The 15,670-nt window shown below is 71.5% G+C and carries 15 protein-coding genes; 1 reads left to right on the top strand and 14 read right to left on the bottom strand.

The features are described from left to right. From secF to pgsA, 13 genes are all read right to left on the bottom strand, one after another. A partial coding sequence (gene secF, locus AC08OQ_RS02460) for a protein translocase subunit SecF (protein WP_476611885.1) occupies window positions 1-1,160 on the bottom strand: 1,160 nt, incomplete at its 3' end. Between the two features lies 1 nt (window position 1,161). Then, window positions 1,162-2,979, bottom strand: coding sequence for a protein translocase subunit SecD (gene secD, locus AC08OQ_RS02465; RefSeq protein WP_476599575.1), 1,818 nt, complete (start codon window positions 2,977-2,979; stop codon window positions 1,162-1,164). A gap of 147 nt (window positions 2,980-3,126) precedes the next feature. Then, a complete protein-coding gene (gene yajC / locus AC08OQ_RS02470) occupies window positions 3,127-3,603 on the bottom strand; it encodes a preprotein translocase subunit YajC (RefSeq protein ID WP_462185967.1) in 477 nt (158 codons plus the stop codon). 185 nt (window positions 3,604-3,788) lie between these two features. Next, complete coding sequence (gene ruvB, locus AC08OQ_RS02475) at window positions 3,789-4,835, bottom strand: Holliday junction branch migration DNA helicase RuvB (protein ID WP_462185966.1); 1,047 nt, start codon at window positions 4,833-4,835, stop codon at window positions 3,789-3,791. 129 nt (window positions 4,836-4,964) lie between these two features. Beyond that, window positions 4,965-5,708 (bottom strand): Holliday junction branch migration protein RuvA, encoded by a 744-nt coding sequence (gene ruvA / locus AC08OQ_RS02480; protein ID WP_476599578.1) that lies wholly within the window; start codon window positions 5,706-5,708, stop codon window positions 4,965-4,967. After that, complete coding sequence (gene ruvC, locus AC08OQ_RS02485; protein ID WP_462185993.1) at window positions 5,708-6,223, bottom strand: crossover junction endodeoxyribonuclease RuvC; 516 nt, start codon at window positions 6,221-6,223, stop codon at window positions 5,708-5,710. The genes ruvA and ruvC overlap by 1 nt, the downstream gene beginning before the upstream one ends. A gap of 103 nt (window positions 6,224-6,326) precedes the next feature. Beyond that, window positions 6,327-7,082 (bottom strand): YebC/PmpR family DNA-binding transcriptional regulator, encoded by a 756-nt coding sequence (locus AC08OQ_RS02490; RefSeq protein WP_462203079.1) that lies wholly within the window; start codon window positions 7,080-7,082, stop codon window positions 6,327-6,329. Window positions 7,083-7,104: 22 nt separating this feature from the next. Then, window positions 7,105-7,704 (bottom strand): pyridoxal 5'-phosphate synthase glutaminase subunit PdxT, encoded by a 600-nt coding sequence (gene pdxT / locus AC08OQ_RS02495; RefSeq protein ID WP_476599580.1) that lies wholly within the window; start codon window positions 7,702-7,704, stop codon window positions 7,105-7,107. Continuing rightward, window positions 7,701-8,633, bottom strand: a complete 933-nt coding sequence (gene pdxS, locus AC08OQ_RS02500) for a pyridoxal 5'-phosphate synthase lyase subunit PdxS (RefSeq protein WP_462188108.1) — start codon at window positions 8,631-8,633, stop codon at window positions 7,701-7,703. The genes pdxT and pdxS overlap by 4 nt, the downstream gene beginning before the upstream one ends. Before the next feature lie 149 nt (window positions 8,634-8,782). Further along, on the bottom strand, window positions 8,783-9,337 hold the full coding sequence (locus tag AC08OQ_RS02505; RefSeq protein WP_476599582.1) for a hypothetical protein: 555 nt from the start codon (window positions 9,335-9,337) through the stop codon (window positions 8,783-8,785). 87 nt (window positions 9,338-9,424) lie between these two features. After that, window positions 9,425-10,591 (bottom strand): glycosyltransferase family 4 protein, encoded by a 1,167-nt coding sequence (locus tag AC08OQ_RS02510; protein WP_476599584.1) that lies wholly within the window; start codon window positions 10,589-10,591, stop codon window positions 9,425-9,427. Window positions 10,592-10,598: 7 nt separating this feature from the next. Further along, the gene (locus tag AC08OQ_RS02515) at window positions 10,599-11,477 is read right to left on the bottom strand and encodes a phosphatidylinositol mannoside acyltransferase (RefSeq protein ID WP_476599586.1); all 879 of its coding nucleotides are present in this window, start codon (window positions 11,475-11,477) and stop codon (window positions 10,599-10,601) included. Between the two features lie 35 nt (window positions 11,478-11,512). Continuing rightward, complete coding sequence (gene pgsA, locus AC08OQ_RS02520; protein ID WP_462188104.1) at window positions 11,513-12,226, bottom strand: phosphatidylinositol phosphate synthase; 714 nt, start codon at window positions 12,224-12,226, stop codon at window positions 11,513-11,515. A 193-nt stretch (window positions 12,227-12,419) separates the two neighbouring features. Here pgsA and AC08OQ_RS02525 point away from each other — a divergent pair, with 193 nt between their 5' ends. After that, on the top strand, window positions 12,420-14,606 hold the full coding sequence (locus AC08OQ_RS02525) for an elongation factor G-like protein EF-G2 (protein WP_476599588.1): 2,187 nt from the start codon (window positions 12,420-12,422) through the stop codon (window positions 14,604-14,606). Window positions 14,607-14,808: 202 nt separating this feature from the next. On the opposite strand, the gene AC08OQ_RS02530 is transcribed toward AC08OQ_RS02525, so the two are convergent. Then, window positions 14,809-15,378: an HIT family protein gene (locus tag AC08OQ_RS02530; protein ID WP_462188102.1), complete on the bottom strand. Its 570-nt coding sequence runs from the start codon at window positions 15,376-15,378 to the stop codon at window positions 14,809-14,811. Window positions 15,379-15,670: the final 292 nt, after the last annotated feature.

Genomic DNA, 15,670 nt, shown 5'->3' on the forward strand with positions numbered 1-15,670 from the left:
CCCGACGGTCGTCGGGCGGCACCGCCCAGGTTCGCCCCGGCCGGAACCGGTTCACGCGCGCCGGAGGCGGGTCGTCCTACGGCCTGCTCGGCCCGCTCGTCGGGGACAGGACCGTCCTCACCCCAGCCGGCCGGATCGACCGCCGCGCCGGCGGAAACTGCCGTGCCCGGCGCACCCGCGGCTGCCCGGACCCGCCTGGCGCGCTCGCGGGCGACCCGCGCGTCCAGCGCCCGCACGGCGGGGTCGCCGCGCTTGAGGTCGACGAGCAGCGGCGTGGCAAAGAACAGGGAGGAATATGTACCGGAGGCGATACCGACGAACTGGGCGAGCGCGAGGTCCTTCAGCGTGCCGGCACCGAGCAGACCGGCGCCGACGAAGAGGAGGGAGGCGACCGGGATGATGGCGATGAGCGAGGTGTTCAGCGAACGCACCAACGTCTCGTTGAGCGCGTCGTTCGTCGCCTCCGCGTAGGTCCGCCGCGTCGACGTGCCCATGCCCGCGGTGTTCTCCCGCACCCGGTCGAACACCACCACCGTGTCGTATAGAGAGAATCCGAGGATCGTCAGCACAGCGATGACCGTCGACGGCGTCACCTCGAAACCCACCAGCGAGTAGACACCCATGGTGACGACGAGGTCATGAACGAGAGCGGCTATCGCCGCGAGCGCCATCCTCCACTCGAACCGCACCGAGAGGTAGATCACGACGAGCACGAGGAAGACGACCAGGCCCTGAAGGGCCTTGTTTGTGATCGTCGATCCCCAGGACGAGCCGACGGTCGACACGGCGATGTCGCGGTCCGGGTCCGACACCGAGAATCGCTTGGCCAACGCGCCGGTCAGCTCACGGGTCTGGGCGTCGGAGAGGGTCGGCGTCTGGATCCGGAACTGGTGGGAGGTCTCCAACTGCTGGACCACGCTGTCCGCCGGGTCGAGCCCAATGCCGGACAGCGTGTCCTCGACCTGCGCGACGGTACCGCCACTGCTGGGTAGCTGGAAGACCGCGCCACCGGAGAATTCGATACCGAAGGTGAAGCCACGGAAGATCATGCTGATGATGCAGACGGTGACCACGACGCCGGAGACGGCATACCAGGCCTTGCGCCGGCCGACGAAGTCGACGTTGAAGTCGCTGCGGTAGATCCGCCCGACCAGTGCCATCTCAGCTCTCCCGCCTCTGCCCGGCCGGCGCCGGCCGCTTGGCCAGCCGCGCCCGGGTGGGAGCGGCCGGCGCCACGCCACCACCACGCCCGCCGAGGGTTTTCGGGCTCAGGCCCGAGTACCGGCTGACCGAGAACAGTCGGCGCCGCACCAGCAATGTCACCAACGGCCGGGTGAAGATAAACATGATCACGACATCGCTCAACGTCGACAGCCCGAGCGTAAAGGCGAAGCCGCGCACCGAGCCGATCGACAGGATGTAGAGGACCGCGGCGGCCAGGAAGGAAACCGTGTCCGCGGAGAGCATCGTGCGCCGCGCGGCGGGCCAGGCACGATCCGTGGCCGCCCGGACCGTGCGGCCGGCCCGGACCTCGTCTTTGATCCGTTCGAAGTAGACCACGAACGAGTCCGCCGTGACACCGATCGACACGATCAGACCGGCGATGCCCGCCAGGGTCAGCGTGAACCCGATCGCCACGCCGAGCAGCACCACCGAGGCGTAGATCAGCAGACCGCTGACGGCGAGGGAGGTGATCACGACGATGCCCAGCGCCCGGTAGTACAGGAAGGAGTAGGCGATGACGAGAACGAGTCCGATGGCGCCGGCGAGCAGTCCGCCGTGCAGCGAGTCACGGCCGAGGGTCGGCGAGATGGACTCGGCCTGGGATCGCTCGAAGGCCAGGGGAAGGGCACCGTAGCGCAGCACGTTGGCGAGGTCCTCGGCTTCGGACTGGCTGAAGCCGCCGGAGATCTGGGCCGATCCGGGGATGCGCTCGTTGGTCTGCGGCGCGGACTGCACCACCCCGTCGAGCACGATCGCGACCTGCTTGCCGATCGTGCTCTCGGTCAGCTTGGTGAACTTGTTCTGGCCCGAACCGGTGAACTCGACGTTCACGACCCACTGCCCGGTGGTGACGCCCGTGGTCCCGCCGCCGCCCTGCAGGCCCGCGGAGGCGGTCTTCACATCCGTCCCGACCACCGTGGCCGGCTTGAGCAGGTACTTCGTCGTCCCGGTCCGGTCACAGGCGGCGGTCCAGTCCTGCGGGTGGTCGGTGCTGACCGAGGCCTTGCGGACGTCGGCCGCTGCGCACGTCAGCGACTCGTAGCGAGCGAACACGTCGGCGGGCGGGCTGTCCCCGGCCGGCGCGGTCGACCCGGTCGCCGCCGGCGCGGGGGCGGCCGAAGCCGCCGGAGAAGCCGAGGCCGCGCTCACCGCGGGCGTGCCCGCGGCGGCCAGCGACACCGGCTGGGCGATCAGGCCGCGGCCCGTGCCGTCACCGAGTGCGGCCGATTTGTTCGACGCAGCGGGTGCCTGGGATGATGGCGCGATGCTCGGCGTGCTCTGGCTGGCCGTCGGGGCCGACTGGCCCGTCGCGCCCGGCGTGGGTGCGGGGACCGCCCCAGTGGGGGTGGGAATGGGCCCCGGGGTGGCCCGGCCGGACGTGGCGACCTCACGGAAACGCAGTTCGGCGGTCTGCCCGACCAGATCCACGACGTCGTTGCGGCCGCGGCCGGGCACCGAGATCTCGATCTGGTTGCCGGTGCGATGAACCTCGGACTCAGCGACGCCCAAGCCGTCAACGCGCTGCCGGATGATGTCGACGGCCTGGTTGACGGCACCGCTGTCGACGTTGTTCCCCTGCGTGGCACGAGGCGTGAGGATGACGCTCGTCCCGCCCTGCAGGTCGAGCCCGAGCCGGGGCTTCCAGTTTCCGGTAGCGGCCATGAGGCCGTAGAGGACGACGATCAGACCGCCGAGGATCCCCAGCCGGGTCCAGACGGAGATTCCCCTGGATACCCGTGCCGAGCCGCGTGCCACCTGCGAGTCCCTTCCTCACGCGCCGGTATGCCGGCGCTCGTTCGTCTCGCCGCTGCCCGGACCGGCGGTGCCCAAAGTATCCGAACGAATGTCACCGAGGGTGCGTTCCGCTCCCCGAACGGTAGTGCTCGGTCAGGTGACCAGCGGTCATAGCTCCTTGCGGGGCGGGTGTGTCGTTTCACCGCCCGTGCCGCCGTCCCCACCGGAGACGCCACCACCGGGAGGCGACGCCTCGGCGCCACCAGGGCCACCAGGGCCGTCGGAACCGTCGTCGTGCGACTGCGGTTCCCCGGAGGACTCCCCGCCGTCCCCGGCTCCGTCGGGCGTACTGATCACCCGGGCGATCGCGCTGCGCGAGAAGCGGCAGACGACATCGGGCGCAACTTCCAGCAGGACGTCACCGTCCTCCAGCTCGACGACCGTGGCGTAGAGACCAGCGGTGGTCGTCACCAGGGTACCGGGAACGATCCGCGACATCTGCTGCTGTTGCGCCTTGGCGCGGCGCCGCTGCATCGAGAAGAAGTAGACGATCACCAGGATGAGGATCAGCGGGAACAGGAGCCCGCTGATCGAACTGCCCCCGTCCTTGTCGGCCGTCACCGAAGCTGCCACGAGTACGTGCACGTCCTGCCCTCCTGATGTGTTGCGGCGATCGTACGTATCGATCGGATGCCCGTGGTGGGCAGGGCGGTTGTGCCCGGCGCGCAGGACCTCCTCCGGCCGGAATGGCCGCTGTTACGGGGACGGCTCACCCAGGACGAACCAATCACCTTCAGTGGCCGCTCCCCGGCCGACCGGCCCTCTCACAGTCATTCTCCCTCGGTAAACAGCGAGACCTGGGTACGGCCGAGCGGATCGGTGACGGGGTCCAGACCGAGGTGCTCGAAGGCGGCGGGGGTGGCCGTCCGGCCCCGGGCGGTACGGATCAGCAGGCCGGCACGCAGCAGGAACGGCTCGGCCACGTCCTCCACCGTCTCCGGTTCCTCCCCGACCGACACGGCGAGCGTGGTGAGCCCGACCGGACCGCCGCCGAACCGGGTGACCAGCGCCTCCAACACGGCCCGGTCGAGGCGGTCCAGTCCGAGCCCGTCGACGTCGTAGATCCGCAGCGCCGCCTGGGCGATCTCGCGGGTGACCACGCCGTCGGCCCGCACCTCCGCGTAGTCGCGCACCCGGCGCAGCAACCGGTTGGCGATGCGGGGCGTACCACGCGACCGGCCAGCGACCTCGGCGGCTCCCTCGGCGGTGAGGGTGACCCCCAGCAGGCCGGCCGAGCGAGTCAGCACCCGGGCGAGCTCGTCGGCGTCGTAGAAGTCCAGATGGGCGGTGAACCCGAACCGGTCCCGCAGCGGGCCGGTCAGCAGGCCCGACCGAGTCGTGGCCCCGACCAGCGTGAATGGCGACACGTCGAGGGGGATCGCGGTCGCGCCCGGGCCCTTGCCCAGGATGACGTCAACCCGGAAGTCCTCCATCGCGGCGTAGAGCAGTTCCTCGGCTGGCCGGGCGATCCGGTGGATCTCGTCGAGGAACAGGACCTCTCCCGGGGAGAGTGCGGTGAGGATCGCGACGAGGTCCCCGGCGCGTTCGATCGCCGGCCCACTAGTCATCCGCAGCGGAGCCTCGAGCTCCTGCGCCATGATCATCGCAAGGCTGGTCTTACCCAGACCGGGCGGGCCCGACAGCAGGACGTGGTCCGGCGGGCGACCGCGCGCCCGTGCCCCCTCGAGCATGATCGTAAGCTGCTCGCGCACCTTACGCTGGCCGACGAACTCGGCCAGGGTGCGCGGACGCAACCCGGCCTCGAAGGCGCACTCCTCGGGACTCGCCGCGGCGGACACCAGGCCGTCGTCACTCATGTCCCACCTCCGCGTACCCCCGCCCCCCGGCGTACCCCCGCTCCGGCTGACCGCCGCCCCGACTACCCTCGCCCCGGCTGACCAGCGCCCGACGCGGCCGCGCGCCGCCTAGCGGCGTCATAACGGCCCTCACCTGCGTAACACGGCGAGGCTCGCGCGCAGCAGTGCCGCGGCGTCGGGCGGGGCGCCGCCGGTTCCCGCGCCGGCCCCGGCCCGGAAACCCGGGGCACCTTCCTTGCCCGGGACGTCTCCCTCGCCCGGGACGGCACGCTCGCCACCCGCAGCGGCGCCCTCGCCGGCGGGCGCGGCCAGGACCACGAGCGCCCGCGACACGGCGTCGTCGGCCTCACGACCCGAGTAGCCCAGGCCCACCAGCGCCTCCCGCACGGTCGCCGCGACCCCGACGGCATCGGCCGGCACCGGTTCCGGTCCCGGCGTCGGGCGCGGGCCGGGCAGCGGCGCACCACCACTCGGCGGACCGAGCCGGTCCCGCAGGTCCAGGACGATGCGCTGCGCACCCTTGCGCCCGATACCGGGGACCTTCGTCAGCACCGCGAGATCCTCCTCGGCAACGGCGCGGCGCACCGTGTCGGGATCGTGCACTCCGAGCACGGCCTGGGCGAGCTTGGGCCCGACCCCGGCCGCGCTCTGCAGGATCTCGAAAACGTCGCGCGCATCGGCGTCGGCGAAGCCGTAGAGGGTCAGCTCGGTCTCGCGCACGATCAGGGTGGTGGCGAGGGAGGCGGACTCCCCCACCCGCAGCCGCGACAGCGTCGACGGCGAGCAGTGGACGAGCAGGCCCACCCCGCCGACCTCGATGACGGCGGACAGCGGGGTCAGCGCGGTGACCGTGCCGGCCAACGACGCGATCATCAGGTGGATCCGCCCGGCGCGGCGGAACGGAACCGGGCCAGCGCCGGCCCGCGCCACAGGTGGCAGAGCGCCAACGCGAGGGCGTCCGCCGCATCGGCCGGGCGTGGCGCCTCGGTCAGCCCGAGCAACCTGGTGATCATAAAACTGACCTGCGCCTTGTCCGCCCGGCCGCTGCCGGTCACCGCGGCCTTCACCTCACTGGGCGTGTAGAGACCCACCGGCAGGCCCCGCCGGGCGGCCAGCATGATGGCGACCGCCCCGGCCTGCGCGGTACCCATCACGGTACGCATGTTCGCCTGGCTGAAGACCTTCTCAACCGCGACCGCCTCCGGACGGGTGCGATCGAGCCAGGCGTCGATGCCGTCGGACACAGCGCACAACCGTTCGGCGACCTCGGCGGTGGCGGGGGTGCGCACCACCCCCACCTCGACCAGGCGGGCCCGGACACCGAGGCCACCGTCGACGACCCCCAGGCCACACCGGGTCAGCCCGGGATCGACCCCCAGCACCCGCATCCACCCTCCCGACCGCACGTTCACAAGAACATTCGTTCGAATCTAGGGGCGGCGACGCAACCGGACATCCACGACACGCCCAACAGATCGCCTGAGAAGACGATCAGCTGCCGACTAGCTCCATCACGTCGTCGGAGATGTCGGCATTGAACCAGACGTTCTGGACGTCATCGAGATCCTCAACCGCCTCGATGAGCTTGAGGACCTTGGCGGCGGGTTCGGCCTCCAGCGGCACGCTCACGCTCGGCAGCCAGGAGATGTCCGCGGAGGTGACCGCCAGGCCGGCGCCGGTGGCGGCCACCCGCACGGCGTGCAGATCGGTCGCCTCGGAGACCACCTCGAAGGCCTCCCCGACGTCGTTGACCTCCTCCGCGCCGGCGTCGAGCACGGCGAGCAGTACGTCGTCCTCGGTGAGGCCGGCGGTCTTCTCGATAAGCACGACACCCTTGCGGTTGAACAGGTACGACACCGACCCCGGGTCGGCCACCGTGCCGCCGTTACGGGTGATCGCCACCCGGACATCCGACGCCGCCCGGTTACGGTTGTCGGTCAGGCACTCCACGAGGATCGCCACCCCGCCCGGGCCGTACGCCTCATAGGTGATGTCCTCGTAGTTCACCCCACCGGCGAGCTCGCCGGAACCCCGCTTGACGGCCCGTTCGATGTTGTCGTTCGGCACGGACTGCGACTTCGCCTTGGCGATGGCGTCGGCGAGGGTCGGATTGCCCGCGGGGTCTCCGCCGCCCGTCTTGGCCGCCACCTCGACCGTCTTGATCAGTTTGGCGAACAGCTTGCCCCGGCGGGCATCGATGACCGCCTTCTTGTGCTTGGTGGTCGCCCACTTGGAGTGGCCGCTCATGACCTGCCTCTCTTGCGCCCGATCATCGACCGGACCCGGACGATCGGACGCTGTCGACGAATAGCCGGTGCGCCCGGGCATCACCGGTCAGCTCCGGATGGAACGCGGTGGCCAGCAGCGGCCCCTGGCGGACCGCCACCGGCGCCTCGGCGACACGGGCCAGGACCTCGACCGCGTCTCCTGCCTTTTCTACCCATGGTGCCCGGATGAAGACCGCGTGCACAGGTGGCCCCGCCACCCCGACGACCTCGAGGTGTGCCTCGAACGAGTCCACCTGCCGGCCGAAGGCGTTACGCCGGACGACGATGTCCAGTCCGCCGATCAGTGGTTGATCCGGCCGGCCGCCCACGACGTCCCGCGCGAGCAGGATCATGCCAGCACACGAACCGAACACGGGCAACCCCGCGGCCACCGCCGCCCGCAACGGCTCCAACAGCTCGAACACGCGCAGCAACCGGCCGATCGTGGTGGATTCACCCCCGGGCAGGACGAGCCCGTCGACCTCGGCAAGCTCCACCGCGTGGCGCACCGCCACCGGCCGCGCGCCGGCCTCGGTGAGCGCCCGGGCATGCTCGCGCACATCCCCCTGCAACGCGAGGATGCCGATCCGCGGGCCACTCACCAGCCGCGGTCGGCGTAGCGGGCTTCCGGGGGAAGCTCGGTGACGTTGATGCCCACCATCGCCTCGCCGAGGCCCCGGGAGACCTTCACCAGAACGTCGGGGTCCTTGAACATGGTGGTCGCCTCGACGATGGCCCGGGCGCGGCGCGCCGGGTCCCCGGACTTGAAAATCCCGGACCCGACGAACACCCCGTCCGCGCCGAGCTGCATCATCAGCGCCGCGTCCGCCGGAGTGGCGATACCGCCGGCGGTGAACAGCACGACGGGCAGCCGGCCGAGCCGGGCCACCTCGGCGACCAGCTCGACCGGGGCGCGCAGCTCCTTGGCCGCCGTGTAGAGCTCCTCGGCGGGCAGTCCCGACAGCCGGGCGATCTCCGCCCGGATGGTACGCATGTGCACCACGGCGTTGGACACCTCGCCGGTGCCCGCCTCACCCTTGGAGCGGATCATCGCCGCGCCCTCGGCGACCCGGCGCAGTGCCTCCCCCAGGTTGGTGGCCCCGCAGACGAACGGCACCGTGAAGCGCCACTTGTCGATGTGGTGGTGCGGGTCGGCGGGCGTGAGGACCTCGGACTCGTCGACGTAGTCCACCCCGAGCGCCTGCAGCACCTGTGCCTCGACGAAATGCCCGATCCGGGCCTTGGCCATGACCGGGATGGAGACCGCCTCGATGATCTCCAAGATCATGTCGGGGTCACTCATCCGCGCCACCCCACCCTGCGCCCGGATGTCGGCGGGAACCCGCTCCAGCGCCATCACCGCGACAGCGCCGGCGTCCTCGGCGATGCGGGCCTGCTCGGCGGTGACCACATCCATGATCACGCCGCCCTTGAGCATCTCCGCCATGCCGCGCTTGACGCGGGCGGTACCGGCCTGCCGGGCGGAGTCGATCGCCGGGCCGGCGGCGGGGGCAGTCTGGCCCTCGGGCATGATGTGCCGTCTCTTTTCGCTGGGTCGGGTCGCCAGGGCCGCGGGGTACCGGCATGTCTGGCACCTGCATGCCGGCTACCCCGCCGGATGGTTCCCGTGCGGGTGGGTCGGTTTTCCATGGTACGGCGATCTCGCGACCGGCCGAGCCGTCAGGAGGCCAGCCCCGGCAGGTCGCCGCGAGGGACGCCCTCGCCGCGGATCGGCAGGGCGTCATCGATCTCGAAGTAGCCGGGGGGCGACCGGCGGCCGGCCAGGTGCGCCATCCGCACCACGCGCCGGCCGGCGAGTGCCCGCAGGTCGCGGACCGCGTCGTTGTGGAACTGCCGGGCGAGCGCGACCCGGGCCGCGCAGGAGTCGACCGCATGCAGCTCGGCGGGGTGGTGCTGGCCGGCCGCGGCGACCTCGGCGGACCGTAACGCCCGGCTCAGGGCATTTTCGCTCTGCTCGACCGCGGCGTCCAACGCCCCCCCGGCGAGCAGGCCTGGATAGGCCGTTCGGGCCCGGGCCACGCTCTCACCCAGCTCGGCCAGCTCACACCGCAGGGCCAGCTCGCGCGCGGCGTCGGCGCGGGCGAGCAGGTGCGCCACCAGCCCGCCGCGGGCGTCCGCGACCCGGGCCGCGAGTCGGTCGAGCCGAGTGGCCAGCCAGGTCAGATAGGTCGCGATCGCCACCACCAGGGCGACCACCACCACGACGACGGTCATCCCGCGCAGCGTAACCAACGGCCGAATGTGACGTGGCTCTGGTACCGGGACAGGTCAGTTACCGGGGCAGGTCAGTTACCGGGCAGGTCAGTCCCCATTCCTCGCGTCGCCCCGGACCGGCGGCTGCATCGCCGTCGCGACCGACACCCGCATGTCCCCGGAGACCATCTGGTACACCCCGACGATCCGCTCGGCGATGACCCGCCAGTCGTAGGCGGCGACGACGGCGCGACCGCGTTCCGCCAGCCGCGCGGCGCCGGCGGGATCACGTAGCACCTGGGCCAGGGTCGCGGCCAGCCGCGCGGGATCGCCGACGTCGAACAGCCTGCCGGCGCGCCCGTCATCGAGGACCCGGCGGAAGGCGTCGATGTCGCTGGCCACCACCGGGGTCCCGGTCGCCATCGCCTCGAGCAGCACGATCCCGAAGCTCTCCTGACCGGTATTCGGGGCGCAGTAGACCTGCCCGGAGGCGAAGACCCGGGGCTTGTCGGCGTCGGAGACCATGCCGACGAGGCCGACCCGCGAGCGCAGGGCGGGCTCCAGCCGGGCCCGCACCGCCGCCCCGTCACCGGGCCCCGCCACCAGCAGTCGGACACCGTCAATCTCGGCGGCGAGCGCCGGCAGGGCGGCTAGCAGCACGTCAAGGCCCTTGCGCGGCTCGTCGATGCGCCCGAGGAACACGACGGTGGGCCGCCCGTCGTCGTAGCCGGGCAGGGGCCGGGCGCCGGCGAAGTTCTGCACCGCCACCCCGTTCGGGATCAGGACGGCGTCGGCGCCCAGATGCTCGACGAGGGTGCGCCGGGCCGCCTCGGAGACCGCGATCCGGGCCCGCAGCTTCTCGAACGACGGCTGCAGCGCGCCGTGGGCCGCGGTGAGGAACCGCGACCGGGGGTTGGCGGTGTGGAAGGTGGCGACGATCGGCCCGTCGGCCAGCATGCAGGCCAGGAGGCTGACGCTGGGCGCGGTCGGTTCATGGGCGTGCAGGACATCGAAGTCGTGCTCACGCAGCCAACGGCGGACCCGGGCGGCCGAGACCGGGCCCATCAGAAGCCGGGCGACGGAGCCGTTGTAGGGCAACGGTAACGCCCGGCCCGCGTCCACCGCGTAGGGCGGCAGGGTCCGTTCGTCGTCCACCGGGGTGATGACGGATACCTGGTGACCGGCGGCGATCAGGGTCTCGGCGAGGTCACGCACGTGCACCTGGACCCCGCCCGGTACGTCCCAGGCGTAGGGGCAGGCCAGACCGATCTTCACGGCGGCGTCATCCGTCGTCGCGCCAGATCCGCTGGAGCATGTGCCAGTCCGCGGGGTGCGCGGCGATGCCGGCGGCGAAGGCGTCCGCAAGTCCCTGCGTCATCGTCGGGATGTCGCTCGGCTCGACGGCGGGATGGATCCGCCCGCTCCACCCGTCATGATCGAACCAGAGCGTGGCGGGCAGCAGCGTCGCCCCGGTGCGCAGCGCGAGCGCCGCGGGCCCGCCGGGCATGGTGGCCGTGGCGCCGAAGAACCTCACCGGGATCCCGCCGCGAGAGAGATCCCGGTCCGCGAGCAGGCAGAGCATCCCCCCGGCCAGCAGGCGCTCGGTGAGCAAGTCGAACGGGGGAGCCTGCCCGCCGGTCAGCGGGACGACCTCCATGCCGAGCTCCGAGCGGAAGGCCAGGAACCGCTCGAAGAGCGCCTCCGGCCGCAGGCGTTCGGCGACGGTCGTGAACGGCACGCCATTCGCCACCAGCCAGGCGCCCGCCTGCTCCCAGTTACCCATGTGCGGCAGCGCCACGATGGTCCCCTTCCCGCGGGCGTGCGCATCCCACAACCGATACTGGTCCAGCAGCCGCAGCCGGCCGACGACGCGGTCCAGACCGATCTCCCGGAGGCGGAACACCTCCAGCCAGTACCGCGCGTAGGAGCGCATCGCCGCCCGGGTCAACCGGTCCAGATCGGTTCCCAGCGGCGCCACTCGGGCGAGGTTCGACCGCAGCCGGCGCACCCCCCGCCCGTCGCGGCGGTAGGCCAGGTCGACGCCGAACCGGAACGCCGCGGCGGCCACGGGGTGCGGGAGCAGCCGGACGCCGCGCCAGCCCAGCGTGTAGGCGAGGTCGGTGAACCGCCCGGCCGCCGTCGCCCGCCCGCCCGCCGTCAACGCTCGGCCCTTCGTCGGATCGTCTCGATGACCGCTCAGCGGCCGTTGCGGCGGGGGCCGAAGGCGGCCGCGGCCCGGGACGCGGCCGTGGTCCGGGACGCAGTGGCCGGGGCCGCCCTTGACGTCGGCGGGGAGGGCGGGTCTCCCGCGCGGTACCACTGCCGGTAGACGTGGACGACCCGCTGGACGACCGTCAACATGGTGGCACCGACAAGGAACCACAGCGCCGCGGGCAGGAGGTAGGGCACCCCGAGGCCGTACAGCCCGGCGGCGACCAGCAGGATCAGCAACCGCTCGCCCCGTTCGGCGAACCCCACGTCACAGGTGAAGCCGAGTCCCTCGGCGCGGGCCTTGACGTACGAGGTGATCAAACCGGCGACCAGGCAGATCAGGGCCGCACCCGCCAACGGCAGGGAATCGCCGTCGCCGGCGTACCAGAGGACGAGCGATCCGAAGATCGCGCCGTCGCCGACCCGGTCGGACGTGGAGTCGAGAAAGGCCCCCCACTTGGAGGAGATGCCGCGGGCGCGGGCGATGACCCCGTCGATCAGGTCCGAGAAGACGAACAGCGTGATCACTACGGTGCCGAGGAAGAACACCCCGCGGGTGAAGAACCCCAGAGCCCCGCCCGCGACCCCGACCATGCCGATGATCGTCACGGCGTCCGGTGACACCGACGACCGGGCGGCCCACTGGCTCACCGGGTCGAGCAACTTCTGGATCTGCGGTCGTGCCTTGCTAGCGAGCATGTCCGTCCCGTCGTCCCGCGTGGTCGTCCGCGTGGTCGTCCCACGTGCGCCCGGCTTCGGGCGGTCTTCACAGTACAGCCGCCACGATCCGCGCATTCCCGACCACGGCCGCCCTCGGGCTTGTGTCCCAGGTAACAGGGGAGGACGCTGCCGTTACCGAACAGGCCGTTACCTCCCAGTCAAGGAGGCGAGGATGTCATCAGCCTCGTGCGATGTGCGCAACGTCGTCCTGGTAGGCCACACCGGCGCGGGCAAGACGGCTCTGGTGGACCGTCTGCTCGCCACCGCCGGGCCGCCGGGCCGCCAGAACGGCGACCGTCAGACCGCCCAGACCAGCTACGTCGGCCATGCCGATCCCGAGCGTCGCCCGGCACGGTCGGTCAGCCTCACCCTGTGTTCGGTCAGTCACCACGGGCTCACGATCAATCTTCTGGACACCCCGGGCTATCCCGACTTCGTGGGCGAGCTGCGGGCGGGCCTGCGGGCCGCCGACGCCGCTCTGTTCGTCGTCAGCGCGGTCGACGGGGTGGATGGCGCGACCAGCATGGTGTGGGCGGAGTGCGCCGGGGTCGGCATGCCCCGCGCGATCGTGCTCACCCATCTCGACCATCCCCGGGCCGATTTCGCGGCGGCCGTCCAGGGCTGCCAACGGGCCTTCGGGGCCGGCGTGCTGCCGGCCTACCTGCCCGAGCGGGAGGCCGGCGCCTCGATGCGGCTGGTGGATCTGCTGTCCGGGCGAGTGCTGGAGTACCCGGGCAGCGGCCGCCAGGAACTCGCGACCCCGGCCGGCCTCACCGGCCGGTACGCCTCCGCCCGCGCCGCCCTGGTCGAGGGGATCATCGCTGAGAGTGAGGACGAGACCCTCCTCGACCGGTACCTGTCCGGTGATGAGCCCGACACCAAGCTCCTGCTCGGCGATCTGGAGACCGCGGTCGCCCGCGGGACGTTCTTCCCGGTGTTGCCGGCCGGTCTGCTTCCGGGTTCGACCTCGGGCCCGGGCGCCGCGGCAGGGGGCGATCGGGGCAGCGGGCGGGCCGGCGGTTTCGGCTCCGTCGAGTTGCTGGACCTGTTCGTGCAGGGGTTCCCTTCACCGCGGGAGCATCCCCTGCCGCCGGTGAGCCGCCCTGACGGCTCCCCCTGCGACCAGAGCCACGGTGATCCGGCCGGGCCGCTCGTGGCCGAGGTCGTGAAGACGACCACGGATCCTTACGTGGGCCGGATGTCAGTGGTCCGGGTGTTCTCCGGCACGCTGCATCCCGACGATGCGGTGCACGTCAGCGGGCACGGCAGAGCCGCGGCCGGGCACGCCGACCACGACGACGACGAGCAGGTCGGGGCGCTCTCCCGGCCGTACGGCTCGGTTCTGCACACGGTGGGCGAGTGCCCGGCCGGCGGCATCTGCGTGGTGACGAAGCTCAGCACCGCCGAGACCGGCGACACCCTCTCCGATCGCGACGACCCGCGCTACCTGCCCGCATGGTCGATGCCCGAACCGCAGCTCCCTATCGCGATCAGGGCCCGCAGCCGCGCGGACGAGGACAGGCTGTCGACCGCACTCGGCCGGCTGGCCGTGGAGGACCCGACACTACGGATCGAGCAGGACCCCGAGACCGCCCAACTCGTCCTGTGGTGCATGGGCGAGGCCCACAGCGACGCGGTCCTGGAACGGCTCGCCCAGCGCTACGGCGCCGCGGTGGACCGGACCGCGCCCCGGATCCCGCTCCGGGAGACGCTGCGTGCCCCGGCGCGCGGACTCGGCCGTCAGGTCAAGCAGTCCGGTGGGCACGGCCAGTTCGCGGTCTGCCAGATCGAGGTCGAACCGCTCCCGGCGGGTGGGGGCTTCGAGTTCGTCGATGAGGTGGTCGGCGGCGCGGTTCCCCGGGCCTTCATCCCCTCGGTGGAGAAGGGCGTCCGGGCGCAGATGGCGCAGGGCGTCCGCACCGGCCATCCCATGGTTGATCTACGGGTCCGCCTCGTCGACGGCAAGGCGCACAGCGTCGACTCCTCGGACATGGCCTTTCAGATCGCCGGCGCACTGGCGCTCAAGGACGCGGCCCGGGCCGCCGGCGTCGTCGTGCTTGAGCCGATCCTGGCCGTTGGCGTCCTGGTACCCGACGAGTACGTCGGGGCCGTGATGGGCGACCTATCCACTCGCCGAGGACGGGTCGTCGGGATGGAACCCGTCCCGGGCGGGCCCGGGGCCACCCCCCGGACGGTCGTTCACGCAGAGGTCCCTGCGAGCGAAATGATCCGATATGCGATTGAACTACGGTCCTTGAGCCACGGCACGGGTAGCTTCACGCGGGACCATCGCGGCTACGAGCCGATGCCACCACAGCTTGGGGATGCCCTGTCGGCGGAAGCGAAAAAATCGGCATAAAGCAGGAATCCGACATAAAGCGGGAAAGACGGACGACCGGCAACCCTCGGCCCGGCTCAGGGAGGATTGCCGGTGGGAGACATCCGTGACCGCACACCCGCCGCATCGGGCCCGGCGCCGGGCGGGACCCGGTGCGGCGGGCAACCCCGACGGGAGCGCCCCGACCCGGCTGCGGCCTCCACCGGGCCCGGCGCTACCCGCCCTACTCGTCGGGCGCGGTCTGCGCCCAGGCCTGGGCGAGCATCTCCCTGGTCTGCCCGAGCAGGGCGGGGAGCACCCTGGTCGCGCCCACCACGGGCATGAAGTTCGTGTCACCGCCCCACCGCGGCACCACGTGCTGATGCACGTGCGAGGCGATCCCGGCGCCGGCGACATCCCCCAGGTTCATGCCGGTGTTGAAACCGTGGGCCCCGCTGGCGGCCCGCAGCGCACGGAGCGCGTGCTGAACGAAGAATGCCATCTCGACGATCTCTTCGGGGTCCATGTCGGCGTAGTCCGCGATGTGGCGATAGGGCACAACGAGAAGGTGACCGGCATTATAGGGGTACAGATTGAGGACCGCGTAGACGCTTTTACCCCGAGCAACCACGAGGCCGTCCTCGTCGGACATCCCGACAATGGAACAGAATGGGCATTCATCGTCACGGGAGCGGCCCTCGCCCCTGATATAGGCCATGCGGTGCGGGGTGTAGAGCCGCTGGAAAGCATCCGGACCGCCGACCCCGGCCTGCTCCTCCAGGGGAACCCCCTCGGGTGAGACCTCGGCCGTCACTGGGCGGCCGCCACGACGCCGCCCCGGCTGAGCCGAGTGAACACGCAGGCAGCGCCCATCGAGCGGGCCATGGGCACCGGAACCTGCTCGGCCATCAGCAAGGGCGCCGCCTCCCCGGGACGAGCTCCCCAGGGGGGAGCAATATCGTCTCGTCAATTTATCAGGATCTGAGCGACGAGAGACGCCCGCGGTACGCGAGGAGGCTCGCGTGCGGGTGCGGTCCGGCGCATGAAGAGGGAGACTGACGGCGTGGGGGGTCGCCGCCAGTCCCCCTCAAGGAGTCGAAATGAAA

This window comes from Frankia sp. CcCS3 (genome assembly GCF_977927575.1).